The sequence below is a fragment of the Paenibacillus sp. p3-SID1389 genome (assembly GCF_025151705.1).
Lineage (GTDB): Bacteria > Bacillota > Bacilli > Paenibacillales > Paenibacillaceae > Fontibacillus > Fontibacillus phoenicis.
Map to the genome: position 1 here is coordinate 1 of NZ_JALXVO010000032.1, position 25,105 is coordinate 25,105.

The following is a 25,105-nucleotide window of genomic DNA, read 5'->3' on the forward strand; positions in this document are numbered from 1 at the left end:
GAGGCTATACGCGAAATCAACTCATCGGTCAATTCACCGGTTACTCCTGTAGAAAACGAGACTGCCACAGCTTTGTTTCCGTCATCCGCATGCGCAACCGCAACTCTTCGGGCATCTCACCGCTCCCGACATGCCGAAGAAGGTCCAGCTCCTCGGCCGAAAATTCGGTACGCCGAACATCGGCAGCCAGCAGCAGATATTTGGTGCCAAGCCAACGGTCCTCCGCCATCAATCTCAGCAGCAGCTGATCGATATTGTTGGTGCGTTCGAACGCAAACGAGATCATTTCCGCCATTCCCCGGTACACGTCTGCGGCACGAACCTGGTCGCCCTCAACCTTCAGGTCAACGGACAAAATATCCCGGTTCAGCTCCACTTTAGCGATGGGCACCGGAAGCTGCAGCGGGGCCAAGGCGTCCACGAGGTTCTCTTCGGTTAACTCCGCCGGGGACGTACCGGCAAACACCGCTGCCGCTTGCCGCTCCCGGGCAGGATGCTCGCCAAGCCAAGCTGCGCCCGCCATCGCCAGCGCGCAGACGAACGTTAACAGGATGGCCCGAACGGCTATGTTCCGTTTCATGGGGCATTCTCCCTTCTGGTACACTCGGACAGCGCAAATCTGCCTTTGTCCATACGGTTCTTATACCCCATTCTACATAGAAAAAAAGCAGGCTATGCCTGCAGATTTGAAAATCATTCTTCCGTATCGATCAAGCCGTGCTTCGTATAGACGAGCGCTTTGCCGCGAATCTTGACGGCGGAGGTGTGATCGGTAAATTGGGCGATGAGCACCTCACCCTTGTCCAACTTCTCGGTGTGGTGAAACCGCGTATCCTTCCCCCGGGTCAGCCCGATGACCGTAACGCCTTGTTCTTTGGCCTTAACCACGAAATAGTCTCCGCCCGCGGCAGATGGATCGTTACCGTGTTGCTGGTTATCCATGTGGCAGCGCCTCCCCCTTCACATTTTTGACAGACTGCTTCTTTTTTAAGCCTCCATGAAAAGAAAAAGCCGTGAACGAGAAGCCCACGGTCTTTTGCACGGAAGATACGTAGAAATCTTTATTTAATTCCGTCTTTGAGCGCTTTACCTGGTTTGAAAGCAGGAATTTTGCTCGCAGGGATTTCGATTTCCTCTCCGGTTTGCGGGTTGCGGCCTTTACGGGCGGAACGCTCGCGGACTTCAAAGTTACCGAAGCCAACCAGTTGAACTTTATCTCCGTTCTGCAGCGCTGTGGAAATCGCATCAAAAACGGCGTCAACCGCTTTAGTCGCGTCTTTCTTGGACAGCTCAGTACTTTCTGCAACTTGAGCAATCAAATCGGATTTGTTCATGTGTATTTCACCTCCCACCAAGGAAAATAATACCACTTGCTATTTGTGTTTCCGTTTTACCGCAGAATATACGTGATTTATGCAATTCATTACGTACAAGTTCCCGAAAAACGTGATGAAATCGCGCTTTCGGGGACGCGGAACAAATTTATAGTAATACAGCCCATGCATAATTTCAAGCTATTTCAAGGCTTCCCGGCGATATTTCCTCAATTCGCCCTACAAATTGGACCTTTCCGCCCCCCAAATAACAAAACAACCGCACGCAGCCAAAATACAGCATACGCGCGGTCATTGAGGAGGAATTGCAATTAGTAAAGATTAAAAATTCGGCTTTTCAGCACCGAGAAGGTTGGATGAAGCTAGGGACTGAGTAGCGGAGCGTACATAGAGGTACGTGAGCAACGGAAGGCCCGGCTGAATTCAAGATTCGACGCCGACTCCGCTTCCTCAGGTTAGCTTCGTGATCAAAAGCCGAATTTTTAATTACCTATAGAATGATGGCGATGAGGCCGCCGGAGCCTTCGTTGATAATCCGCCCCAGCGTTTCCTGCAGCTTGTAACGTGCGTTATCCGGCATCATGGCAATTTTGCCTTGAATGCCTTCGCGTACGATCGAGTGCAGGGATCTGCCGAAGATGTCGGATTCCCAAATCTTGATCGGATCGTTCTCGAAATCCTGCATCAGGTAGCGGACAAGCTCTTCGCTTTGCTTCTCGGTCCCGATGATCGGCGCAAATTCCGACTCGACATCGACGCGGATCATATGGATCGATGGTGCCGTCGCCTTCAGCCTTACCCCGAAGCGGGAGCCTTGACGGATCAGCTCTGGCTCATCCAACGCCATTTCCGCAAGCGTCGGCGCAGCGATACCGTAACCGGTCGTTTTGACCATTTCCAGCGCCTCGGCGAACCGGTCGTATTCCCGTTTCGCGTGCGTGAATTCCTGCATCAGCTGCAGCAAATGGTCTTTGCCGCGAATTTCTACACCCACCACTTCCATCAGGATGCGATCATACAGATCATCCGGCGCATACAGATCGATCTCCGCTACACCTTGACCCATATTCAGTCCGCTCAGACCAGCTCGATCGATAAAATCGTATTCCATGAAATTTCCGACAACCCGGTCGACATCGCGCAGACGGCGAATATCCTTAACCGTGTCACGGACGGAGTTCTCAAAATTGGTGCGCAGCCAGTGGTTCTCGTTCAGTACCATCACCCAGCTAGGCAGGTTGACGTTGACCTCATGTACCGGGAACTCATACAGAACTTCCCGGAGGACACCGGTCACGTCTTCTTCCGTCATTGTCGCTGCGCTGAGCGCAAGGACCGGAATGTCATATTTTGCGGCCAACTCACCGCGGAGTTGCTGTGTTTCCTCACTGTTTGGACGCGTCGAGTTGATCACCAGCACAAATGGCTTGCCGACCTCCTTCAGTTCGGCAACAACCCGCTCCTCAGATTCCACGTAAGAATAACGCGGAATATCGGCGATCGTTCCATCCGTCGTCACGACAACCCCTAACGTGGAATGTTCCTGGATGACTTTGCGCGTTCCGATTTCCGCAGCCTCTTGGAACGGAATCGGTTCTTCAAACCATGGGGTGGAGATCATTCGCGGCCCATTTTCGTCCTCGTAGCCTTTTGCGCCTTCCACGGCGTATCCGACGCAATCGACGAGTCTTACGTTTACCTCGAGTCCTTCAGCCACCTTGATTTGCACCGCATTGTTCGGGACAAACTTCGGTTCGGTCGTCATAATAGTTTTGCCGGCGGCGCTTTGCGGAAGTTCATCTACCGCGCGGACTCGATCTGCTTCATTTGCGATGTTCGGGAGTACGACAGTTTCCATGAATCGCTTAATAAAGGTCGACTTCCCGGTACGGACGGCACCGACGACCCCTAGATAGATGTCGCCTCCAGTTCGTTCGGCAATGTCCTTAAAAATGTCCACTTTCTCCAATACCAATGATATCCCCTCCTCAAATTTCGCCGAAGGAAAAATGCCCCGAGAGCATCCGCTTCGTGATTCGTCATGATTTTGGGCCTCGCTGCTGCGGCAGGAGCGGCAGCCCCTCTTGCCCGTGTCCGCCGCCGCAAACCTGTGGAAAGAACCTGAACGAAGCGGCGTAAACTCGTACATGCATTTGGACTAGTAACATCTTATGTACCAGATGCGAGAATATGACGGTTAAAACCGTCCAAGCCCGTTTTTTTTGCGGGGCCGCTCATTCAACCCGAACAAGGCGGGCACTTAACCGCCATACTCCCATTTGTATGACTCTATCGGAAAAAGTATGACGCCTCAGGGATAGGAGAAGAGAGAAAAGAAAAACCTCCCGAAATCATTCGAGAGGTTTCTTCTTAATTGAGATATGGTACGGGTTCGCTTCCGTTCCAACGGTAAGGCGGCGACTTCACCGGAACGAACGCGGAGCGGTCCGTCAACCAGGTGCGCAGATCTTCGTCGCCTTGCGGCGTTTTCCCAGACTGATCGATCGCCTGCATAATATCAAAAGCGTAATCCACGTACACATTGCCCTGCTTGTCCATCAGGTAGGAAAGGGTCTCCCCGGAATAGACACTGGTCAATGCCAAGCTGTCGGCCTTAAGCAACGGGAGATCAACCGTATACAGACCCGGATAGACCTCACCATTGGCCTCGCCCGGGAGAGCATCTCCGTGGCTTGTACGGTAGCTCAGCACTTTGTGCTGGACGTCGTTCACCTTCTGAATCGTGTTTAAATCCATTACTTTAACCGTAGGGTCGGTTTCTTCATCGATAACGAGAAAATAGACGCTTCCGCCCTGCTCAAAGGCTGCCGCCGGAAGCTCATCCAAATAACCTTCCCGCTTCAATTGGTTCAAATCGATCTTGTATTTCTCGTATCGCGGAGTATCCTCCCCGGCAGTAATGATCGGCAGGATCCCCTTATCTTCCTGAAAACGATCCAAAGCCCGTTGAACCCGGTCCACGCTCTCCATATAGGAAACCGGGCCGCCCTGCTGCCTCTCCCCGCGGTACAAACAGCCTGACAGCAGCGAGGTCGTTAACGCCAATAAGACAACCAGCGCCGCTGATCTCAAGCAGGTATGCTTCAAATAACGTAACTTCGTCATGTTGAAAATCTCACCTTATCCCCTTCCGTACTTGCCGTTACCATAATTCCTCCTCTTCCCGCTGCCGTTCCAGCTGTTTGCGAATCGCCGCCTTGAGCGGGTCCTTCGGCAGCTGAACCACCACATCCCCCCGGATCTTCGCCTGACAGGCCAGGCGCATCCCCTGGTCCAACAGCGGGCCAAGCTTGCGGCGCTCCGCATCGCTCGGAGGAGTTAACGCGGCAGCGTGCTCCGGATCGACCTGAACTTTGCACATCAGACAGCCGGCATTCCCACCGCATCGCGTCGCTAAATGAATTCTAGCTCCACGGGCAGCCCTCAGAACCGAAGTGCCCGGCCGGACTTGAACGGTTTTCCCGGACGGCAGAAACGTAATACGTCCTTCCACGATCCGCTCCTTAAGCCTTCCTGCCGCGATATTCGCGCCATGGCCGAGAGAGCAGCGGGCGATCCAACAACTCAGCCATCCGTCCAACCCAATCCGCCGACCATTCGTTCCGTTTCAACAGCTCGTCCAACAGGGGCAGATGTCGATCCGGCTCTTTACGGATCATCCCCGCAATCGGCAAATAGCGATCCGGACGCTCGCGCAGGAGGTTAAACACCAATTCATGGGCTAACGGCATGACCCATAAAGCGCTATCACGCAATTTCACACGCTGCGCGGCCGGCGCTAGCAACGCTTCTATCTCCGTCCGATAGAACGCCCCGGCGGTATGGACTTCAAATCCGCCTACCAGCTCAATTGTCGACTCGCCAATACGGTAATGGCTTAACCGGGAGGTATAGATTCCGCTCCGGTCATGACGCGGCTGGTCCGTCGCAAACTGCCGGAGCCGCTCGTGCAGCCGGTCGGCGGTCGCCAGATCCGCATAGACGTCGATATCCCGCGGAACCGTCGCAAGCTCAACCCCCTGGAGCCACAATCCGCAGCTTCCCCCTAGCAGCCACTTGCCCTCCATTCCACAGCTTTCGGCCAGCTTGCATAATTCTTCGGTTAAATCGGCATAGGCTTTGCTATCTTGTTGTTGCATATCTCTTCCTCTTCTCTTGGGTTCAGTGATGTAGAGGTTCTGTCAAGTAATCGACACAAGCCCGGTCAAAAAGCCCACCAGCATAATAAAAAAGGCAAGGAGCGATAAGATTCCCTTAATCCACCCTTTGGTTTTCGTCCGTGCAAATGTGATCAAAAAGACCGAGACCCCCATGATCAATACGGCGGCGATCGATAGCCACATCTTCGTCATTGCATCCATCTGTTTATTTCACCTACTATTTTTTGCTTTAATATGATCCATATTATAGCATTATGCGGTCTTTCAGGCTACGCGCTGGCCAAAACTAAACAAAGCCCCGCGGCATACGGCCGCAGAGCTTAAGGGCAATAAGGATCACCTTTATTTATTTTTTAAGCATTAACTTCATTAAGGCTTCCATATTGGACGGATTCATGCCGCTTTTTTTCACGGCGTTCACGATCTCGTGAATCGTGCTTTCCGACACGGGAACTTTCGCCATCGCCGATACTTGCTTGATCAGCTTACGTAGTTCGGCTTCATTTTGAATGGTTGATGGCTTTACGGTGCTGGCCAGCTTTTTGACCGAACTTTCCGAGATCGCTTTACCCGTCTTCTTGTTGATGGCATTCAAGGCCTCTTTGGATATCTTGCTCACGCTTTCGCCTCCTCCGTTGTCCTCTTCAACCAATGTATGAGAGGGCGGAGGTAAAGGTGATATTCCCCAGCAAAACGGGCTCTAACGGCGATATCAAAAGCCGTGTCTGGTAACTCCAATTTCAATAAAGGTTCAAAAAGGCGGCTTTTCAGCACCGAGAAGGTTGGATGAAGCTGGGACTGAGTAGCGGAGCGTAGGAGACCTACGTGAGCAACGGAAGGCCCTGCTGAATTCAAGATTCGATGTCGAATCCACTACTTTGAAGATGCTTCGTGATCAAAAGACGAATTTTTGAACTTCCGCTCAAGTGTGCCATTGTTCCCAGGTTTCTAGGGACATCACTTCCATCTCCGTTTTCCGGTCGCGTCCCATCAGCGCCTCTACAGCGGTGCGCGGGTCCAGCCCCTCGAATAGGACGTGGTAAAGCTGAGCCGCAATCGGCATCTGCACCTGATACTTCTCAGAGATGGCATGGGCCGCTTTCGTTGTGCGAATGCCTTCTACAACCATGCCCATCTGGGTTAATACTTCCTCCAGCGGTTTGCCTTCGCCCAGCATAAACCCAGCTCGCCAGTTCCGGCTGTGCCGGCTGGTTGCCGTCACGACCAGGTCGCCGACCCCGGCCAAACCGGCAAAGGTCAGCGGGTTGGCTCCCATTTCAACGCCGACCCGCGTAATCTCCGCAAGACCGCGGGTAAGCAGTGCCGCCTTGGCGTTGTCCCCGTAGCCCAGTCCATCGGACATTCCGGCGCCCAGCGCGATGATATTTTTTAAAGCCCCGGCAAGCTCCACGCCTACCATATCCCGGTTGGTGTAGACGCGGAAATACGGGTTCATGAACAGGTCCTGAGCCAATTCAGCCTGGGCCGCGTCCTGTGCAGCGACAACCACAGTGGTCGGGCAGCGTTTCACAACTTCCTCCGCATGGCTAGGACCGGACAATACAACAATACGCCCCTCTTCACAGCCGAGTTCCTCCGCGATCACCGTCGACATCCGCTTCATGCTCTCAATCTCAAAGCCCTTGGTGGCATGCACCAGCAGCATATCCTCATGCCAGAAAGGCTTTAGTGATCGAGCAACCTCACGAACCGCCGAGGACGGCGCAACCATCACGACCGCTTTCGCACCGGTCACTGCGGCTTCCAAATCAGTGGTTGCCGTAAGGCGAGGCGACAAGTCCACGCCAGGCAAAAAACGTTCATTGCGATGTTTCGTATTGATTTCATCCTGTTGCGCTTCGCTACGTGTCCACAAGGCAACTTCCATGTCTTTGTCGGCGAGCACACTGGCGAGTGCCGTTCCCCAACTGCCCGCCACCAGCACGGCGGCTTTATTAGACAACGCGATCTCCTCCTTTGGATCCCAGCTTATTTTCCTTGCCGTGCACGATCTTCACGATATTCGTGCGATGTCTCCAGAAGGCGAACACGCAGATGACCAGACTCGCCCAGAAATAAGGGCCGAATTCGCCGGAGACCGCCAGAAAAATCGGCGTCAAGAAGACGAAGATAAGCGAACCAAGCGAGACGTACCGGGTAATAACGATCGATAATATCGCAATGATCCCCGCGTACAACGCAGGGAAGAAAAACAAGGTCGCCATCACGCCAATCGTGGTGGCAATCCCTTTTCCGCCGCGAAAGCGGAAATAAAGCGGCCAGTTATGGCCGACGATTGCTGCGATGCCGCACAGCGAGGCGATCCATTCGACGCCGTCGCCTAGCCAGCGGCCGATCCATACTGCGGCAATCCCCTTAAGCACATCCAGGGCCAGAACGAGAATCGCCGGGCCTTTCCCCAGTACGCGCAGTGTGTTGGTGGCTCCCGCGTTTCCGCTGCCGTGCTGGCGAATATCGATGCCTTTTAAGGCTTTCGCCAACACGACGCTGAAGCTAACCGAGCCAAGCAAATAACAAACAATTACAGCTATTACGGGTAAAATCACCTTATTCTCCCCTAACCTTCATCAGACTTGCGCCGCGTAAACAGCCGGATTGGCGTTCCCTCAAAATCAAATGCTGCCCGGATTTTGTTCTCCAGGTACCGTTCATAAGAGAAATGCATCAGCTCCGGATCGTTGACAAATACCACGATGGTCGGCGGTTTCACCGCAACCTGCGTGACGTAATTAATTCGCAGGCGCCGCCCTTTGTCCGTTGGCGGAGGATTGATGGCGATTGCATCCGACACAACATCGTTTAGCAGATGGGTCTGCACGCGCTTCGCATGCTGATCTGCGACGTGCTGAACCACCGGCAACAGTTTATGTAAACGCTGCTTCGTTTTAGCTGACAGGAAAACAATCGGGGCATACGTCATAAACAGGAAGTGGTCGCGGATTCTTTGCTCAAATTGGTGCATGGTTTTATCGTCCTTCTCAACCACATCCCATTTGTTCACGACGAAAATGGAAGCTTTACCGGCTTCATAAGCGTATCCCGCGATATGCTTATCCTGTTCGATGATCCCTTCTTCGCCGTTGATCAGAACCAGTACCACATCCGCCCGCTCGATCGCTTTCATGGCGCGCATAACGCTGTACTTCTCCGTCGTTTCATAGACCTTACCGCGTTTGCGCATCCCTGCGGTATCGATCAGGACGTACCGTTGACCGTCTTTCTCGAACGGCGTATCAATCGCATCACGGGTTGTTCCGGCGATATCGCTGACGATGACTCGCTCTTCACCGAGGATCGCGTTCACCAGCGAGGATTTCCCCACGTTTGGACGACCAATCAAAGCGACCCGGATCACGTCATCATCGTATTCGTCATCCGCGAGCTCCGGCAGATTATCCGCAATCGCATCCAGCAAATCGCCGATGCCCGTGCCATGGCTGCCCGATACCCCAATCGGCTCACCAAAGCCGAGGTTATAAAACTCATAAATATTGTCGATCCGGCCGATGTTATCCACCTTATTCACCGCGACAATGACCGGCTTGCCTGACCGGTACAACAAATTGGCGACCTCCTCGTCCGAAGTAGTCACGCCAGCCTTGGCGTCACACATAAATACAATCACATCGGCTTCCTCGATCGCGAGTTCGGCCTGCATACGGATCGATTTGAGAATCGGCTCCTCGTCGTCGAGTTCAATCCCTCCTGTATCGATGATGCTGAACGGTTTCCCGTTCCATTCCGACGCACCGTAAATCCGGTCGCGCGTAATCCCGGGCTTATCTTCCACGATTGCCAGGCGGTCACCGATAATCCGGTTAAATATCGTGGATTTCCCCACATTCGGCCGCCCGACGATAGCCACAACGGGTCTTGCCATTGACATCCCTCCTAATACTTATTTTTGGATCCTCAAAATGGAGTTAATTCTCTATATAGGCTTCACACGTTTATTTGCGGATACACGTAAATCATCATAGCAAAAAAAAGATAGCTTGGCTAACGGTCAACAACAAAAACGGCGAACCCGCTTCTTCAGGGTCCGCCGATGTTCGAGCCACTAAAACCTGATTATTTCAGTTTGCTGAGTTTATCGCCGAAGCGTTCGCCCAGCGTGATGCTCAAGCCTTGGTTGCTCAGCGATACGTTAGGGTTGTCGCCCAGGTCTTCTTTTCTCACGCTGCTGCCTTTGGAAGGTCTTTCGCTCTTCGGTGCAGGAGCCGGAGCTTCTTCCGTTTCCTTAATGCTGAGGCTTACCCGTTTCTCGCTAGGGTTCACGTCCAGCACTTTCACCTGTACCGTTTGTCCTTCTTTCAGCACTTCATGCGGAGTTCCGATATGCTTATGCGAAATTTGAGAGATATGAACGAGTCCTTCTACCCCCGGTGCGATTTCCACGAAGGCACCAAAGTTCACCAGTCGTTTAACTTCGCCTGTTACAATGTCACCGGTGTGGAATTTCTCAGCCGCTGTATCCCAAGGACCTGGTTGTGCCGCTTTGATCGAAAGGCTGATTTTGCCTTTTTCCGGATCAACTTTGAGCACTTTCACCTTCACTTTGTCGCCTTCGGACAGGACGTCAGCAGGTTTGTCAACATGGTTCCATGCGATTTCGGATACGTGTACCAATCCGTCTACGCCGCCTACGTCAACAAATGCACCAAATTGAGTCAAGCGTTGAACCGTACCTTCCAGCACTTGGCCTTCTTTCAATTCAGCCATCACTTTTTGCTTGTTCGCTTCGAACTCTTCGTCAAGCACATCCTTTTGAGAAAGGATCACTTTGTTGTTCTCACGGTCAAGTTCTTTGACTTTGACACGAAGCGTGCGGCCTTTGTAGTCGCTGAAATCTTCTACGAAGTGACGTTCTACCATCGATGCCGGAATGAAGCCGCGTACGCCTACGTCAGCAACAATCCCGCCTTTGACGACGTCGGCAACCGTAACTTCGAAGACTTCGCCGTTTTGGAATTTCTTCTCCAAATCTTCCCAAGCGTTCTCGCTGTCGACCGCGCGTTTGGAGAGCACCAGGCGTTCCTTCTCGTCGTCGATGCTGACCACTTTCGTTTCAACCTCTTGGCCTACTTGCACAGCATCCGCCGCATTGTCGAGATGTACGGAGGACAGCTCGCGAATAGGAATTACACCGTCGTATTTATATCCAATGCTCACATAAGCTTGGTTATCTTCGATTTTGACGATCGTACCTTTGACGGTGTCCCCTTTTTTCAAAGAGACGATTTGCTCCATTTCATCCTGGCTGGTGACTTCCGCAGCCTCTTGAACATTTTTTGTTTCTTCCGACATGTCAATAACCTCCTCAATTCAAAAACCCATTTATTTAAACCCGCTCTAAAGGTTGTTCAAAAAGCCAGCTTTCGATCACAAAGTAAAAAATTGACTTTTTGAGCTTCCACTTGTAGCGAAGTTCAAAACAATCCATTAAGGTATAGCTTCCCAAATGTTATCAGCCTTCATGCATCCCATCTGGCAAAGGCATGAAAAAATTAACGCTTCTTCAGCTCGGCGATGCTGGCCATGATTTTCTCCGTAGCTCGCTCGGCTGCGTCAGGTCCGCCATTCTCCTTGAACTCCGTCAGATCAACCGGCGGTCCGTAAACGACGCGCAATTTCCGAAACAATTTATAAGTGCCAATAATCGCAACCGGAATCACCGCTGCGTCACTGCGAAGCGCGAACGTCGCCGCACCTTTCTTGCCGATCATATTCGCTTCGGCGTCTTTCACCCGACGGCCTTCCGGGAAAATCCCGATGACGTGACCGTTACGGAGCAAGGTCAGCGCGGTTTTGATCGATTCTTTGCTTACGCCCCCCCGCTTTACAGGGAAAGCGCCTAGCTGCCGAATCAGCCAACTGAAGCCGAAAATGTTGAACAATTCCTGCTTGGCCATAAAATGCACCTTGCGTTCCACCATGATGCCGATGGTCGGCGGATCAAGCAAAGTTAAATGGTTGGAGCACAAGAGCACTCCGCCTTCTTTGGGGATATGCTCCAAGCCGCTTACCTCAAAGCGATACAACAGCTTATAGAGGATGCGAAGCACACTTCGACAAAAACGATAGATCATCCAGGCTCAACTCTCACTTCCATAGGTTCTGCACATTGCTACGATGTGGTCGGCCACTTCGTCCAAGGACATCTGCGTCGTATCCAGCAGCTGAGCATCCTCTGCCTGCCGCAGCGGGGAAACCTCCCGCTCCCGGTCCAGCCGGTCTCGCTCTTCAATCGATCGCACGAGGTCATCGAAGGAAATCTTGTCCTGCTCCTTCATTTCCTTGTAACGCCGACGTGCCCGTTCCTCAACGCTCGCGGTCATGAACACCTTCACTTCCGCATCAGGTAATACGCAAGTGCCGATATCGCGTCCGTCCATGACGACGCCTTTGCGCAAAGCCATTTGCCGCTGCAATGAGACAAGCCGATCGCGCAGCCCCTCGATTTGCGCATATCGGGACACTTGGGCATTCACGGCTAACGAGCGAATCTCTTCCGTGACGTCTCGACCGTTCACCCGGACCTGTTGCCCCTGTTCTCCAGGCAGCAATTCGATATCCAATTCAGGTAAATGCTGCAGCACTTTGTCCACTTCGTCTGGTCCGATCCCTAGCTGCAGAAAATACCAAGTTGCCGCCCGGTACATCGCCCCGGTATCGACGTAGACATAATGCAGTCTACCGGCAACCATGCGAGCTATCGTACTTTTCCCTGCCCCCGCAGGACCGTCGATGGCGATGTTGATTTTCTCATGGGTTGTAGACGTCTCGCTTGCCAAAGGGGCATTCCTCCTCAAAACAAATCCTCAAGAAAAAAGCAGGCATTGCCTGCGACGTGAAAATTATACCACAGATAACAAAGGGATGCAAAAGAAACGCGCTTGCTTTTCCCGATTAATTCCCTTGTTCTCTGTGAATGGGCACCCCTTCATATTTGTCTGCAGAGGCTAGAACATTACGCAATTCTGGAATCCGCAGCAGGAGTTGAAACAGGCACAACGCTGCCAATAATACCAGCAAACTCCGTTTTATCCATCTTTCTACCTTGTCTGAGAAAAATAAGAATAACTCTGTATAAATTTCATCGTCTTGCGCTTTTTTCATCTCGATTTCCTCCTGGTCAGCCACACGAACACGGGTGAATTTCATTTCAATGCGGTTAATGTCTAGCTTATCCATTTAGAGAAATCGGAAATACGTTCAATGAGCGAAATTAGAATCAACGATTTTTGAAATCAAACTGCCGCTCGAAGCAATAGCGAATCAGCTTCTGCCGCTCGAGATCCGAAATGCTTACAAACTTCAGCATGACGATCGTGCGTCCGGTTTCCAGCTTCTTCATCCGCACTACTTCCGCTTCAAACGGCACATGGTCGATCGTTCCATTTTTGAACGGGATAAGAAGCCAGCAATAAAGATGATCCCCCTGAGCCAGCTTAAATTCGTTGCTGCAGCTGAAAGAGACTCCGCCTCCGCCAACATCCTCCGTATATGTAACAAAGCGCACGCCGTCCTTCATAAGCACAGCGATTTCTAATTGTGCGACCACTCTCAAAAAGTTGCGCCGTTGGATTTTCGTAATCGTTTCTGGGTCAGGCTTACGAATTCGCACTAATTGAACAACGTCGTCGGCAAACCCGAGCACGTATGTACTAAAGTAATTTTTCACTCCGTTTTCCGTCAGGAAATACACGGATAATTCGTCCCCGATGTACAGCTTTTTGATGCGTCCGCTCCCGGTCTCGATCGGTACTTCGATCAAAAACGATTCTTCTTCCACGTCCGCGATCCGTGATTTACATTCCTTCTCATCGTTTGGCTTCTCCGCCGAAGCGACTTGAATGTATACGAGATCGTTCACTTTAGGAAACAAGGTTGCCACCGTCCTATGTCATGGTTGTACTACTATGCTAATGATTATAGCACGGCGCGAGGCGGCTGGACTTAATTAATTCGTTTAAAAAAACAAAAAGGAATCTTCCGGACAACCGGAACATTCCTTTGAAGTTGCTGCACAGAGCATCAAGAAGACTTCGTTTCTCCTTGATTGTTGCGGGTGCGAATCTCTTCGATGATCTCTTCATTGCCGTTCTCGGCATTGATGAAAATTTTGTACTGCGATCCGTTAATTGAACCGCCAAATTCGTAAGTTAGCACCTTCTCTGACTGCTCGTTCTCGATGAGCGCAAGACGATGATATTTCTCCTTATACTCCGGATTCAAAAATTTACGCGCTTGCTGCAAAGTCAGTTTAGGTTTTCCGACATTTTCCCGGTTTTCACGTTCATACACGTAGTCGCTGGCCTGCATCCCGGTCACCTGCCCGTTGTCCAGTGCAACTCGGATCGTGATTTTCTCCGGATAAATGAGCACGTCGCCTTGCTTGCTGACGAACGTGAAGTTCCCTTCATTATCGAACTCATCATAAGAAACGGCCGCTAGCCCCGGATACCCTTTGTTTTCCAGGAAATCTTTGGCCCGCTGTTTCGCCGTGCTCACATCCACCGCTTTCGGTCCGATGGGGCGATGGTAGACATAGGAGATCAAATGGCCGCCGTTCCGGGTAAAATCAAGCGACCAAGACTCGTCGCCTTTTTTGTTCTTCAGGTTGGCCGTATACGAGGCCCACTCCGTTCCTTTCCCGTTCTCTACGACTTGGATGTTCTCTGCGCTCTGCACGCCCGTAAAAGCCGCCGTTTTACGTTTAATTTCCTCAACGGTGATCGGACTACCGCCCAGCTTCTTCACCGAACGTTTATTGTACATGCTGGAGATGGACGGTCCCCAATCCAACTCTGGGTATTCGCCAACCTTTTTATCTACGGTTTTAAAGCCATCGATAATCGTATTGTCCCGCGGCTCCTTCTCGCTAGCCAGCGCCGTCTCGACGTCCATCCAGCGCAGGCGATTCGCGATAACCTTGTTTTGTACGCCTTGCAGGTCTTGGGCGATTTGCGCCGAGCTTTTGTACAGCTCTTTCAGATTTTTTAACTCGTTTTCGGTTAAAGGCTGCTTCGTCAAATCACGAATCGCGGTCTGGTACGAGAACTTCGCGATACGAGACAGAAACTCTTCCGTTTTATTAAACGGGAGCAAGGTTAACGGAAGCTGGTTGATTTCGTTTTGCGCCTCGCTCGTGATGCGCCATACGTTTACCAGCCCTTTACGTTGGGCACCGGTGGAGGCCGAATTTACCGCCAAGGTGTTGCCCAATTCCGTATGCAGCTTGTCCACGTGATAAGACAAATCATGGAACGCCCGCTGATATTGGTTTTCCGCCTTGATCAGAATCGAGTTTTTCTCCTGGTTCTCCTGATACCCCCACACCAGGGCGCCGATCAACAGCACGGCGGTCACTGGAAACAGAATCGCACTCAATCGTTTGTACATTGGGCTTAGCTCTCTCCCTTCTTCAACTAGGTTGGGATTAGTGTGACAAGAAGGAAAGAACTTTATGCATAATCTTCACCCTACTGAATCGCTTCTTCTTCGATCTCAAAGTTATGCTGATTATTGCATAGGCATTGCTTAAAGCCGGTTTCGATATGGCCGCGCTCTTTTTTGCCGCGCAACACAAACCGCTCGCCGCACGCTTTACAAGTAATTCGCACCTTGACGCGCACGAAAAAAGGCACCCCTTTCTAACGATCCTGCAGCCTACCTTAGCGTAAACATGCAAATTGTTAGAATCAGGATGCCCTATTCTGAGGCAAATTAATCTTGCCCCTTCGCCCCCGGCGTCAAACGGAACGGGGAACGGTTGTTGGCCCGATACATCTTCCCGAGCCCTCCGTACCAGAGGAAGGCCATAAGAGGGACGATAAACCAAATCCAATACTGCGTCGTATTGTTTAAGATCCAATCGTATACCCCATGCCAGAACAGCGGGAAGGCTAACGAAAAGATCAGGAACTTTCGAGTTTGCCCGCCGCTCGAGAATTTAGCCCGACCCAGGTAGTACCCCATCATCACCCCGAACATCGCGTGGCCGGATACGGGGAGTAGGGCTCGAACGAGCATGGTGCCAATCGAAGCGTGACTCGCAAAGGCATACAATACATTCTCAACCGTTGCGAATCCTAATGAAATTGCCGCCGCATATAAGATCCCGTCATACGGCTCATCAAATTCGGTATGGTTGTAAATCATATGAAATAATACGAACCACTTCAGCACTTCCTCTACTCCGGCCGAAATGCCAAAAGCTGTAACCAACGGTCCTTCGCCCAGCCACATGGTTAACCCTCGCTGGATGATCAGGACCGGCAATACGATCAAGAAGCCAAGCAAAAACACCTTGATGACCATATGCAGCGGTTCCGCATCATACTTGTCCCTGAGATAAAAATACGTAAGCAGTGCAATACCGGGAGCAACCGCTGCGCTTAAAATCGAGAAAAAGAGCAACGGTTATCCCCCCTTATTGGCTGCTTCCGTTCTTTGTCTCTCTCTCTTCTGAATTGACATGGGTCTGCCTTCATACGAGACGTAATCAATCCTGGCGTTTGAAGTGGTTGCAAATCGTATCCACCGCATGATCAGCCATGATTAATTGCCCGTACTCTTCCAGCATCGCCGTAGTTACCGATGTCGCTTCGCCGAATTCAGCTAATACTGCAATCAGAGCAGGATGTTTGCCCTCCTCCAGTTCCTCCGGCTCCAGCTGAAGAACCCATTTTCCATTATATTTATACAGTCTGCCGGCATTGTGAAGCATCGACTTCAGCACGTGTGCCGCTTCGATTACATTCTCGAAATCGTCAAAGGAATACAGAATGGTATCACTTTGCTCCAACGTAACTTCCATCTCATAAACTTCTTCCGGCAGTTCATCCTCATAAGGCGAGCCGATCCCATGTTGATGGTGATCGTATTTGCCGCGCGTAACGATGACGACCATTCCTTGTGCAGGAAGGGCGAACACTTCCACAGCCAATGGCCCGGTGGCGTCAAAGCCCACTTCGTTATAAGCCTGATCCATCATTTCAGTGAACAGGTCATGGACTTTGGGAATTTCCTGCCACATGTCCTCTTTCTGTATACCGCGTTCGCTTAAATCGTCAAACGTGAGGAAAATCCGTATCTTATCCTGGCCTAGTCTTTCTATCTTCATACAGGATCCTCCTCTCTCTATACGTTGTTATAAAACAGATTATGAAACCTGCTGTCAAGTGTGCTGAAAATGGTTCTTTGTATGTATGTTATCACTTATTTCACCTAAATGCACGCTTTAAAATAGAACAAAAAAGAATCATTTTCCGTAACCCCATCAAGGGGGCAGAAAATGACTCTTGTGGTGGTGTTTTGAAACGGATTACAAACCTGGAACCGGGGTTTTCGCCTCTTTGAGGATGGCCTCAACTTCACGGCGCACATCGGGATCGCCTTTAATGAGGTCGGTCAGCTGCTTCAGACTGTATTCCTTCGAATGATTCGAACCGGCCGCTGATACCGTGCCGGAACTGGGATACACCTGGGCGTTGTCTGCCCCTTTAGCCTTTGTGACAGATGCAGACGCCGTATCTTCCGTTTTCAGCGCTGCCGAAATATCTTCGGTGGGGCTGTCGGTACGCTTTGAGGAGATCCCCGCAAACTTCAGGACCGAGCCTGCACCGCTCATCACGGACATCAGGCTTTGCTTCCGTCGCGAAGCCCACATCGCGGCGAAAACGCCAACCAGTAAACCGCCTAAAAATGAGGAAGATTTCACGTAAAAAACCTCCTTGGTTATGTTAAAATCATCTGTAGTGTTCGCGGATTCCCTTAAACTCATGCGGCATAAATACAGGAAAGCGAGTTGACTTCTTTGCTCCACAAGAAGCTCCTGCCCATCGCCGCCGCTTGTCTTATTCTTAGCTCATGCGGCCAAACCGATGCAACCATGACACCAGCCACATCTAACCAAAACACCGCTCCTTCTTCTGAAGCGACCGCGCCAGATGGCGCCAATGATGGCGCCAATGAATCCGGACAGGTTGGCGAACAGCCTGAGGACTCGTCATCATCAGCCGATGAACAGACCTCTTCTGAAGCGGCCGCACCTCCCCTGATGTACCACATTAATAAGGCGTATAACGTAGTGCCCAATGATGAGACCGTGGACAAGAAGGTGGTTCTCCTGACGTTTGACGACGGGCCAAAGGAGAAGGAAATGATTGACGGACTGATCGATACGCTGGATAAACACCAGGCTAAGGCGATCTTTTTTGTTAACGGGTACCGGGTTAAAGCGCATCCCGAGCTGCTGCAGCTAATCCATGACCGCGGGCAGATCATCGGAAACCACAGCTGGGATCACATCGACTTAAAGAAAGAGTCCGCGGCGAATATGCGCAAGCAAATTGAAGATGTGCAAAATATCGTAAAGGAAACCGTCGGCGAAGCGCCACGTTTCTTCCGTCCTCCCTTCGGTTCAGGGAACAAAACAACGCATCAAATCGCAGACGACAATGATCTCATTTACATGACTTGGTCCAACGGTTCCCTCGACTGGGACAGCAAAAACAGAAACAAGCCTGAGGCGGTCATCGCGAATGTGCTGGAACAGCTTCACGCTGGAAGCAACATCTTGATGCATGAGCTGCCTTGGACCGTAGAGGCGCTGGATGAATTGCTCACCCAACTGGAACAGAAAGGATATAGCTTTGTTGACCCCCGGAGTATCGGACCAGCTCCTGAACCTGCGGATGCCGAATCATCAAAATAATTTTGAATCCAAAAAAACCGTCAGGAGATTTCCTGACGGTTTTTTAATGTTGCACATGTTTTTATAATCCATGGCTTTTTCCCCACGGCGAATCGCTTAAGCCCCACCATAACAGATAAATCAAAATAATAACAAAAGCATAAAGAAGTGAATTATAAAACCAACGGGTCATTTTAACACGTTGTGACGGAAACAGCTCCTTGCGTGTTGGCAGCTTGTCCAAATCGGGCTCTACCTCCAACAGGGTAGATAAAGGTCTCTGCGCATTACCAAAATACTCGATACCATGTAGCGGATGGGAACCCTGCGTTGAGTTGAAGGATGACCGCTGAACCGGCTCTTTGAGTTTAGCTAATGCAGCAACAGCTGCAGATTCAAATTTACCGTCATCCGCTGCATTCGTCTTGGGAGATCCGGGCTCCGTTGCAGCTTGCAGCGCATCCCTATCCTTCCAAACTGCAACCTCAGATTTACGCGGAATAAGCAGCCGGACCATCGTCTCATCGCCAATGACAGGCTTCTTCTGCACAGGAGTGGTTTCCTCATCAGCGATCAAGAAGGGAAAAGGCTCCTTTTTCAGGCTGCTACGGGGTCGAACAGCGGCATACGTCGACTCGGCGTTCACCGCCGCAGGCTCCGGCGTGAGTTCAGCCGTCGCCATGCCGGAGGCCAGATTCCGCGATTGTATGGAAGCATTGCGTTTCATTCGATTTTGCTGACCGTAACGGTCCATTCGGCTCAAATGCTCGTTCATGACTCCCTCCGAAATTTAATCACCATGCCTGATACAAGATCAATCAAGAAGTGACATAAGATCGGCGCCCAAAGCGTCCCCGTTTGTACATAAATAAATCCGAGGCCGTAGCTGCTCGCAAACACCCATGCCGTCGGAATCCAATGCCGAAGATATCGGACATGGATCGCTGCAAACAGGATGCTCGTCCAATACGGACCCAGCCCATACTGGATCGCCCCGCGGAACAACAGCTCCTCGCATACGGCAACAACCGCCGCGATCACGACGATATGCCAAATCGGTCGATGACGGAAGAGCAGGGAATTAATGCCCCCATCATCCATACTTTCCTCCGAGATGAACCGGGACAAGAGCATATCCGCCCCGAACATCACAGCCGCAAATCCTGCTCCCCAGTACACAAATTCGACACTATTCGGGAAATTGAACAGATGAAACGGATTTCTTTTCTGAAATAACAAGATCACAAGACCGATAAGTAATGTAAGCCCTTGCGTGAGATATAAATTAATGAGCAACAATCGATCGTTTAACTGACCGGGGTCGACTTTTTGTATTTTTACATCGCGCAATTTGAACTTTTTCATAGTTTTTGTCAAACCCTGTCCTTTATAATATTTTAACGCATTCAAATCAATATAGTAAGGAGCATAAGTATGATTCGAAAAAATAACACCAAATTTGAAATGCTGTTCTCGCTTGGATTTCTCGCCTTGTTGATTACCGCGTTTGGGACGTTCTTTCTTGGGCTCAATCTCGGGATCGACAAGACGGAAGCCAAATATGCGAATCTCAAAGCAATAACGTTTCGAGAGGAAAACGAGACCTCCTATCAGCAACAGGATTTGGTCACGTTCTACTATGTGGTATTCCAGCCATATCAGCAATTTAAAGAGGACTACCTCACGCTGATCGAAGACATCACCCACAGCTCCAAGCCGGTATCGTCGGACAAGCTGAAGGACATCCGCGATAAGGCTAAAGCCAGCTATGAACAAATTGCCGTACAATCCATCGCCGACTCCTCCCCCTTGCTCAAGGAGGCCCAAACCGACTATTTAAAGAGTCTGAAGCTGTTTGAGGAAAGCATGGACCAGATCAAATCTAAGGCAGGGAACAAGAAAGGCATGGAGCTGGCCAAAATCATCAATCAAGACGAGTTCACCGTGAACGCCAAAAAGTATGGGCTGCAGGCGCAAAAGAAATATTATGCCTCGATGCTGAAATGGACCGCCAAAACCAAAAGCGGCGTTTCTGCTGACTATACATACAAAGAGAACATCGGAACTAAGGAATGGTCCGGTTATTCGCTTGCTGTAAAAAATAAAGCCGTCACCGATATGATGGTGAACGAGCAGCTTTATGTATCCTATTTGCCGCAGGACTTCACGGCCAAGATTGATCAGTTAATCAGCAGCGGAAAAGCCGATGCGCTTAAATTGAACTCCATCGGCTCTATTGTTAAGGTTTTAATTGAAACGGATGCCGTGAAGAGCAAAGAATTTGTAAAATGGAAGTCAACGTATTACGCCTCCGAATCGTTGCCGGAGTTGCCGTTCTTTGCGGAGTACTAAGCTCTCTCGCTGTCCGCCGTTAAGAGACGCTTTTCGACATTAGTAAAATCATAACCAAAATTTTAGACGGATTCAAGTTTGGGCAAAATCCGAACGACAAACACCTAACTTTGTAAAAATGTTCAGGTTAGTGTTGACACTTGGCCAAGGCCCGTGTTACATTATGAAAAATTACATCTCATGAAACACTTTGAAGGAAAGAAGCCTTCGGAAAGCTTCCAGAGAGTCGGTGGTGCTGCAAACCGGCAGCGGAACGAATGGCTTTAGCGCTCCTGAGTCGCTGCGTCGAAATGAAAGTAGGCGTAGCCGGTGAACCCGTTATCGTTCTTGTCAGCAATGACAACTGAGGCTGCTTTCTGCGAAGGGGCAGCGAATTAGGGTGGTACCACGAATAACTCTCGTCCCTTACTACGGAAGTAGTGTGCGGATTGAGAGTTTTTGATTTATTTAGCGACGCCAACTGCCTCCCAGGCGTCCTTGGTACCTTAGTCCTTTGGTACGGTAATCGGACACAGCGTCAATGAAGAAACTCAACTTAACCACATCAGCTTATGCTTCCGAAGATAGCCACACTTGCTGTCTTTCAAGGAGGCCTTGCTATATAAAACTTTTAGGAGGGTCAAATCAACATGTTTAAAGTTTTAGTATCGGATCCGATCAGCGACTTGGGGATTCAGCAGCTGATGGATGCAGCCGACGTTGAGGTCGACAAGAAGCCAGGTCTCAGCGAAGATGAATTGGTGCAGATTATTCCGCAATATGACGGTCTCCTGGTCCGCAGCCAAACGAAAGTCACCGAAAAAATCATGGAAGCCGGAACCCGCTTGAAAGTCATCGGCCGCGCTGGCGTTGGGGTCGACAACATCGATCTGGAAGCGGCGACGAAACGCGGAATTATCGTCATTAATGCTCCAGACGGCAATACGATTACGACTTGTGAACATGCCTTTGCGATGATGATGGCGCTGGCCCGTCATATTCCGCAAGCCTATGCGAAGACGATCAAAGGCGAATGGGACCGTAAATTCCTTGGCGTCGAGCTGCGCAACAAAACGTTGGGCGTGCTGGGCATGGGCCGGATCGGCAGCGAGGTTGCGAAGCGTGCCAAAGCGTTTGGCATGGATATTCTCGGCTATGACCCTTTCCTTACTGAAGATCGGGCGGAGAAGCTGGGTGTGAAGCTGGCCACCGTGGACGAAATCATCCGGAATGCGGACTTTATTACCGTTCATACGCCGCTCACACCGGAGACGAAGCATATGATCGCCCGTCCTCAATTTGAAGTGATGAAGAAAGGCATGCGCATCATCAACTGCGCCCGCGGCGGCATCATTGACGAATTGGCGCTGGTTGAAGCGATCGATCAGGGGATCGTAGCCGGGGCTGCCTTCGACGTATTCGAGAAAGAACCGCCGGAAGCCGACCACCCGTTCCTTCATCATCCGAAGATCATCGTGACCCCGCACCTTGGTGCTTCTACCGTGGAAGCTCAAGAGAACGTGGCCATCGACGTCTCCGAGCAAGTGCTTCATATCCTGCGCAACGAACCGTTTAAAAATGCGGTGAATATGCCGCCGGTTGCAGCCAGCGTCATGAACAAGCTGCAGCCTTATTTCGGGCTTGGTGAGAAAATTGGGGTCTTCCTGTCCCAGCTGAACAATCAGGCCGTCAAAGAAATCCATGTGGATTATGCCGGTGACCTGGCGGAAGTGGATACGCAGCCGCTGACTCGTTACATTATCAAAGGCGTGCTGTCCCGTCATTTCGGCAACGACGTGAATATCGTTAACTCGATGCACCTCGCGAAGGTCCGCGACATTAACGTCGTGGTATCGCAAGCCTCGGCTACCAAGGGCTTCACCAACCTGATTTCCGTGACTCTCAAGGCTCAGGACGGAACGGAGCGCCGGGTCGCAGGTACGCTGCTGAACGGTTACGGTGCACGGATTGTGCAAATCGACAAGTTCCCGGTTGACGTCGCGCCAGAAGGCCACCTCATCTTTATCTCGCACAACGACAAACCGGGGATCATCGGGCATGTGGGTACCTTGCTTGGGAAGAACGATGTCAACATCGCCTCCATGCAGGTTGGACGTAAGCTGGTTGGCGGTGAAGCAATCATGGTACTCACTGTGGATAAAACCGTGACGAAGGAAGTTCTGGACGATTTGACGAAGCTTCCGGAAATCAATAAAGCACAGCATATCATTTTCGCGTAACGGCGCGAACCACGAGATCACGAATATTCATTCCGCCGTCAGATCAATCATTGTTCCACGATGAACAAGATTTATCTGCGACATTCAACAAAAAAACATCCTTCTTCGCGAAGGATGTTTTTTTGTGATTACGTAGTTTGTCCCGATTCGACAGGAAGCAGAAAGTGAAATACGGTGCCCTTGCCAATTTCACTATCGGCCCAAATGGAACCTTGATGAGCTGCGATGATATTTTTGACGATCGAAAGACCTAATCCCGTCCCGCCGTTCTCACCGCGAACCCGTGCTTTGTCGGCTTTATAGAAGCGGTCGAAGATATACCGTAAATCTTCGCTCGGAATGCCTACACCGGTATCCGATACGGCGACGTGAAGCTGCTTGCCCATTTCGCCGGTTTCCATGGAAGCCTTGACCGTCACCTTCCCTCCTTCCGGTGTATGCCGGAAAGCATTGTCCAGCAGATTGGTCAGCACCTGCTCCAAACGGTCTTCATCGGCTTGCAGCTGCAGCTCTCCGTCTTCCAGCTCCAACACAAGCTCAACCCCGTTATCCTTGGCCCGGACCTGAAATTTACGGTCCACCCGCTCCGCCAATTCACGAAAGTCGATCTTGCGCATGACCATATCCGTATGACCTGCCTCCATCCGGGCCAGGTCCAACAAATCGCGAACCAGCCGTCCCATCCGCAGGGATTCGTCATAAATGACTTGGGCGAGCTCAGCGCTCTCTTCCGGCGAAGAAGCCATACCGTCGAGCAGCGCTTCACTGTACCCCTGCATCATCGAGAGCGGAGTCCGAATTTCGTGAGACACATTGGCCACGAAGTCGCGGCGCATCTTCTCCAAGTTGACTTCTTCGGTTACATCCCGAAGCACGGCAACGGCTCCGCGAACCTCGCCGTCCGAGGACAGCGGCGCCATATGTACGGACCATACGCCTTTCATAACGTGTACATTCATCTTCTGGTCGCTCTCTTGAACCAGCAAACGGCGGAACATCGGAAGCAGCGGTTGCGGAACCATCTGCCCTTCCCCGGCAGAGGCAGGTAAATCCTCCTCCCCATCCTCCGTCAGATCTCCCCAAAGCTGTAATAACCGATCACCCGGCGGGTTGGTTAAAATGACAGCACCCTCGCGGTCCAACGTAATTACCGCATCATTCATGCTTCTAAGCACACTGGAAAGATGTTCCTTCTCGTGCTTTAAGCTGCGGATCGTATTTTCCAGTTCTTCCGCCATATGGTTAAACGTAATGGCAAGCTCACCGATTTCATCACTCGTGCGCAGAGACAGACGCGTGTCGTACTTGCCCTTGCGCACCGCATCCGCAGCCCGAATCAGCTGCTGCATCGGCTGTGTAATCTTCGTGAACAGAAACAAAGCAAAAAACGTTGTGAGCGAAAACCCGATCATTGCGACGATCACAAATAATCGTTTGACCGCTCCAGAGTTTGTAAAGTTCGTATCGATGTAAGGCAGCAGGAACAGTCCCATTAACATCAGGACGCAAGCTACCAAGCAAATGATCGTAATCCACAGCTTACCAACGAGCGTTCTCCAGAAGTTCACTTACTTTGGAACCTCCAGCTTATATCCGACGCCCCATACGGTCGTGATCATGGCAGCGGACTCCGGCGACACCTTGTTCAACTTCTCCCGAAGCCGCTTCACATGGGTATCCACCGTACGCAAATCTCCGAAAAACTCGTAGTTCCATACGTCCTTCAGCAGCTCTTCCCGGGAAAACACCTTATCCGGCGATACTGCCAAATAATGCAGCAGCTCATATTCCTTCGGAGTCAGGCTGACTTCCTGCCCGTTTGCAGTCACCCGATGGGCATCATGCTCAATCACGAGATGAGGGAACACGATATTGTTGCTAGTTCCGCTTTCCTTCGTCAAATAAGCCGTTGCGGAAGCGCGGCGCATGATCGCTTTCACCCGGTAGATGACTTCACGAGGGCTAAACGGCTTCACGACGTAATCGTCCGCCCCAACTTCAAAGCCCTGTACGCGGTTGATTTCCTCGCCTTTGGCCGTCAGCATCAGTACCGGCGTTGCTTTTACTTGTCTCAATCGATTGCAGACCTCGACGCCGTCAATCCCCGGAAGCATCACGTCGAGCAAGATCAGACCATAATCGTTGGAAGTCGCCAATTTCAGGGCGGTCTCCCCGTCTTCGGCTTCATCGATTTCGTAGCCTTCTTTTTCCAAGTACATCTTTAGCAGCCGGCGAATCCGCTCCTCGTCATCGACTACCAGAATGCGGTTTGCTTGATCTGACATTTAACAACAACCC

General features: G+C 51.1%; 29 protein-coding genes and 1 other annotated feature. Of the genes, 3 read left to right on the forward strand and 26 right to left on the reverse strand.

Features of this window, described 5'->3' with window-relative positions; all coding sequences use genetic code 11:
* Window positions 1-40: 40 nt before the first annotated feature.
* The 22 genes from M3G15_RS13735 to M3G15_RS13840 form a co-directional block, all read right to left on the reverse strand.
* Window positions 41-580, reverse strand: coding sequence for a hypothetical protein (locus M3G15_RS13735; protein WP_036645812.1), 540 nt, complete (start codon window positions 578-580; stop codon window positions 41-43).
* A 113-nt stretch (window positions 581-693) separates the two neighbouring features.
* Window positions 694-942 carry a trp RNA-binding attenuation protein MtrB gene (mtrB, locus tag M3G15_RS13740; RefSeq protein WP_009225875.1) on the reverse strand — a complete coding sequence of 83 codons (249 nt, stop codon included), beginning with the start codon at window positions 940-942 and terminating at the stop codon, window positions 694-696.
* Between the two features lie 119 nt (window positions 943-1,061).
* Window positions 1,062-1,334: an HU family DNA-binding protein gene (locus tag M3G15_RS13745; RefSeq protein ID WP_009225874.1), complete on the reverse strand. Its 273-nt coding sequence runs from the start codon at window positions 1,332-1,334 to the stop codon at window positions 1,062-1,064.
* A 490-nt stretch (window positions 1,335-1,824) separates the two neighbouring features.
* Window positions 1,825-3,303 (reverse strand): stage IV sporulation protein A, encoded by a 1,479-nt coding sequence (spoIVA, locus tag M3G15_RS13750; protein ID WP_260071273.1) that lies wholly within the window; start codon window positions 3,301-3,303, stop codon window positions 1,825-1,827.
* 401 nt (window positions 3,304-3,704) lie between these two features.
* A complete protein-coding gene (locus M3G15_RS13755) occupies window positions 3,705-4,460 on the reverse strand; it encodes a DUF3939 domain-containing protein (RefSeq protein WP_009225872.1) in 756 nt (251 codons plus the stop codon).
* A gap of 37 nt (window positions 4,461-4,497) precedes the next feature.
* Window positions 4,498-4,848, reverse strand: a complete 351-nt coding sequence (locus M3G15_RS13760; protein ID WP_009225871.1) for a 2Fe-2S iron-sulfur cluster-binding protein — start codon at window positions 4,846-4,848, stop codon at window positions 4,498-4,500.
* A 10-nt stretch (window positions 4,849-4,858) separates the two neighbouring features.
* Entirely contained in the window at window positions 4,859-5,494 is a 636-nt protein-coding gene (locus tag M3G15_RS13765; protein ID WP_009225870.1) for a nucleotidyltransferase family protein, read from the reverse strand.
* Between the two features lie 42 nt (window positions 5,495-5,536).
* Window positions 5,537-5,716, reverse strand: coding sequence for a DUF2768 family protein (locus M3G15_RS13770; RefSeq protein ID WP_009225869.1), 180 nt, complete (start codon window positions 5,714-5,716; stop codon window positions 5,537-5,539).
* A 145-nt stretch (window positions 5,717-5,861) separates the two neighbouring features.
* Window positions 5,862-6,134, reverse strand: a complete 273-nt coding sequence (locus tag M3G15_RS13775; protein ID WP_009225868.1) for a stage VI sporulation protein F — start codon at window positions 6,132-6,134, stop codon at window positions 5,862-5,864.
* Window positions 6,135-6,437: 303 nt separating this feature from the next.
* Entirely contained in the window at window positions 6,438-7,478 is a 1,041-nt protein-coding gene (locus M3G15_RS13780) for an NAD(P)H-dependent glycerol-3-phosphate dehydrogenase (RefSeq protein WP_009225867.1), read from the reverse strand.
* Entirely contained in the window at window positions 7,471-8,082 is a 612-nt protein-coding gene (gene plsY / locus M3G15_RS13785) for a glycerol-3-phosphate 1-O-acyltransferase PlsY (RefSeq protein ID WP_009225866.1), read from the reverse strand. Before plsY ends, M3G15_RS13780 begins: the two co-directional genes overlap by 8 nt.
* 11 nt (window positions 8,083-8,093) lie before the next feature.
* Complete coding sequence (der, locus tag M3G15_RS13790) at window positions 8,094-9,416, reverse strand: ribosome biogenesis GTPase Der (RefSeq protein WP_036645810.1); 1,323 nt, start codon at window positions 9,414-9,416, stop codon at window positions 8,094-8,096.
* Window positions 9,417-9,607: 191 nt separating this feature from the next.
* Window positions 9,608-10,843 carry a 30S ribosomal protein S1 gene (gene rpsA, locus M3G15_RS13795; protein WP_260071247.1) on the reverse strand — a complete coding sequence of 412 codons (1,236 nt, stop codon included), beginning with the start codon at window positions 10,841-10,843 and terminating at the stop codon, window positions 9,608-9,610.
* 200 nt (window positions 10,844-11,043) lie between these two features.
* Entirely contained in the window at window positions 11,044-11,625 is a 582-nt protein-coding gene (locus M3G15_RS13800; RefSeq protein WP_009225863.1) for a lysophospholipid acyltransferase family protein, read from the reverse strand.
* A 6-nt stretch (window positions 11,626-11,631) separates the two neighbouring features.
* Window positions 11,632-12,330, reverse strand: a complete 699-nt coding sequence (gene cmk, locus M3G15_RS13805) for a (d)CMP kinase (RefSeq protein ID WP_009225862.1) — start codon at window positions 12,328-12,330, stop codon at window positions 11,632-11,634.
* A gap of 115 nt (window positions 12,331-12,445) precedes the next feature.
* A complete protein-coding gene (locus tag M3G15_RS13810) occupies window positions 12,446-12,655 on the reverse strand; it encodes a hypothetical protein (protein WP_260071248.1) in 210 nt (69 codons plus the stop codon).
* Window positions 12,656-12,770: 115 nt separating this feature from the next.
* Entirely contained in the window at window positions 12,771-13,424 is a 654-nt protein-coding gene (locus M3G15_RS13815) for a flagellar brake protein (RefSeq protein WP_260071249.1), read from the reverse strand.
* A 149-nt stretch (window positions 13,425-13,573) separates the two neighbouring features.
* The gene (ypeB, locus tag M3G15_RS13820; protein WP_260071250.1) at window positions 13,574-14,941 is read right to left on the reverse strand and encodes a germination protein YpeB; all 1,368 of its coding nucleotides are present in this window, start codon (window positions 14,939-14,941) and stop codon (window positions 13,574-13,576) included.
* A gap of 80 nt (window positions 14,942-15,021) precedes the next feature.
* Complete coding sequence (locus tag M3G15_RS13825) at window positions 15,022-15,174, reverse strand: hypothetical protein (RefSeq protein WP_260071251.1); 153 nt, start codon at window positions 15,172-15,174, stop codon at window positions 15,022-15,024.
* Between the two features lie 91 nt (window positions 15,175-15,265).
* Window positions 15,266-15,958: a glutamic-type intramembrane protease PrsW gene (gene prsW, locus M3G15_RS13830; protein WP_260071252.1), complete on the reverse strand. Its 693-nt coding sequence runs from the start codon at window positions 15,956-15,958 to the stop codon at window positions 15,266-15,268.
* An 85-nt stretch (window positions 15,959-16,043) separates the two neighbouring features.
* Window positions 16,044-16,664: a genetic competence negative regulator gene (locus tag M3G15_RS13835; protein WP_009225856.1), complete on the reverse strand. Its 621-nt coding sequence runs from the start codon at window positions 16,662-16,664 to the stop codon at window positions 16,044-16,046.
* Between the two features lie 201 nt (window positions 16,665-16,865).
* Window positions 16,866-17,261, reverse strand: a complete 396-nt coding sequence (locus M3G15_RS13840; protein ID WP_036645806.1) for a hypothetical protein — start codon at window positions 17,259-17,261, stop codon at window positions 16,866-16,868.
* 171 nt (window positions 17,262-17,432) lie between these two features.
* Here M3G15_RS13840 and M3G15_RS13845 point away from each other — a divergent pair, with 171 nt between their 5' ends.
* Window positions 17,433-18,257, forward strand: a complete 825-nt coding sequence (locus tag M3G15_RS13845; RefSeq protein WP_009225854.1) for a polysaccharide deacetylase family protein — start codon at window positions 17,433-17,435, stop codon at window positions 18,255-18,257.
* Window positions 18,258-18,318: 61 nt separating this feature from the next.
* On the opposite strand, the gene M3G15_RS13850 is transcribed toward M3G15_RS13845, so the two are convergent.
* Both M3G15_RS13850 and M3G15_RS13855 read right to left on the reverse strand, forming a co-directional pair.
* Window positions 18,319-19,011 (reverse strand): hypothetical protein, encoded by a 693-nt coding sequence (locus M3G15_RS13850; protein ID WP_260071253.1) that lies wholly within the window; start codon window positions 19,009-19,011, stop codon window positions 18,319-18,321.
* On the reverse strand, window positions 19,008-19,601 hold the full coding sequence (locus M3G15_RS13855) for a CPBP family intramembrane glutamic endopeptidase (protein WP_260071254.1): 594 nt from the start codon (window positions 19,599-19,601) through the stop codon (window positions 19,008-19,010). Before M3G15_RS13855 ends, M3G15_RS13850 begins: the two co-directional genes overlap by 4 nt.
* A 69-nt stretch (window positions 19,602-19,670) precedes the next feature.
* On the opposite strand from M3G15_RS13855, the gene M3G15_RS13860 reads away from it, so the two are divergent.
* Both M3G15_RS13860 and serA read left to right on the forward strand, forming a co-directional pair.
* Window positions 19,671-20,588 carry a hypothetical protein gene (locus M3G15_RS13860; RefSeq protein ID WP_260071255.1) on the forward strand — a complete coding sequence of 306 codons (918 nt, stop codon included), beginning with the start codon at window positions 19,671-19,673 and terminating at the stop codon, window positions 20,586-20,588.
* 181 nt (window positions 20,589-20,769) lie between these two features.
* Window positions 20,770-20,997 (forward strand) — a binding site (T-box leader).
* A gap of 220 nt (window positions 20,998-21,217) precedes the next feature.
* Window positions 21,218-22,807, forward strand: a complete 1,590-nt coding sequence (gene serA, locus M3G15_RS13865; protein WP_016311765.1) for a phosphoglycerate dehydrogenase — start codon at window positions 21,218-21,220, stop codon at window positions 22,805-22,807.
* A 128-nt stretch (window positions 22,808-22,935) separates the two neighbouring features.
* On the opposite strand, the gene M3G15_RS13870 is transcribed toward serA, so the two are convergent.
* Both M3G15_RS13870 and M3G15_RS13875 read right to left on the reverse strand, forming a co-directional pair.
* Complete coding sequence (locus M3G15_RS13870; RefSeq protein ID WP_260071256.1) at window positions 22,936-24,375, reverse strand: ATP-binding protein; 1,440 nt, start codon at window positions 24,373-24,375, stop codon at window positions 22,936-22,938.
* Entirely contained in the window at window positions 24,376-25,092 is a 717-nt protein-coding gene (locus M3G15_RS13875; RefSeq protein WP_009225848.1) for a response regulator transcription factor, read from the reverse strand. It lies immediately after the preceding gene.
* Window positions 25,093-25,105 lie beyond the last annotated feature (13 nt).